Raw genomic sequence first — 889 nt, 5'->3', positions numbered from 1 at the left:
TGATAAGCTACAGCGCGACAGTCAAATTAAGCTCGTTATTTCAGATGTGAACATGCCAAACATGGACGGTTTAACCATGGCTGAAAAGGTACGTAGCGACCTTAACAACCAAGGCGTAAATATTATTATGCTCACAACAGAAAGCGACCCACGCATGAAGGCTCGCGGCAAAGCGGCTGGCGTAAAAGGCTGGATTGTTAAGCCATTCAAAGGCGACAATGTTGTTGGTAGCATCAAAAAGTTAGTTGGCGCAGCATAACGAGCCAAACACCCAGACATAAAAAAACGGCGCTTTTAGCGCCGTTTTTTTATGTTCCAAATAAAGGGAAAAGTACTTAATCCCGTAACAATAAAGCTCTACTTCCCTGCTCTATATAGAGCACTATGGCAATGGATAAAACTCAAAGTAAATAAGCGGACCAAATGCCACAAGAATCAAGGTTGTCCCCATAACGAGTAATGGCAAGATAATACGCTCATGACGATAGTAGAAAGTGTCACCTTCTTGTAATGCCAATGTCACCTCTTTATCACCAACAACCTGTCTCGTTAACAAGTGATTCAATGACACTGGCGGACTCAAATAACCCAACTCAAACGCCATCAATGCGGTCATCCAGAAGTGAATAGGATGAATCCCTTGAGCATAAGCTACCGGCGCGATGGTACCCGTCACCAAAATCAACGCACCGAACGGATCCATAACCATTCCGATCAGCACTAAGAACAAGACCATAAAGATCATTGCAGCATATTGCGATTCAAATACTTCTGGAATTTCTAGTACGCCGCCCCCACGCTCGATGATGCCGCCAACTGTAAATGAACACGCCATCAGCATTAGCAAAGCACCAATCTGAATAGCAGAATTATCTACAGCCTTATGAAA

General features: G+C 43.8%; 2 protein-coding genes. One reads left to right on the top strand and one right to left on the bottom strand.

Translation table 11 applies throughout. The annotated features are described in order from the left end of the window. Positions 1-259: response regulator (locus A3739_RS17410; protein ID WP_068502206.1), on the top strand; the 259-nt coding region annotated here is incomplete at its 5' end. Between the two features lie 123 nt (positions 260-382). Here the strand turns inward: A3739_RS17410 and A3739_RS17405 are convergent. Beyond that, on the bottom strand, positions 383-889 hold a 507-nt coding region (locus A3739_RS17405; protein WP_156502654.1), incomplete at its 5' end, for a TRAP transporter large permease subunit.

This window comes from Oleiphilus sp. HI0067, from assembly GCF_001635735.1.
The sequence above is the reverse complement of the archived record's forward strand: the minus strand, read 5'-3'. Positions and strand labels throughout refer to the sequence as shown.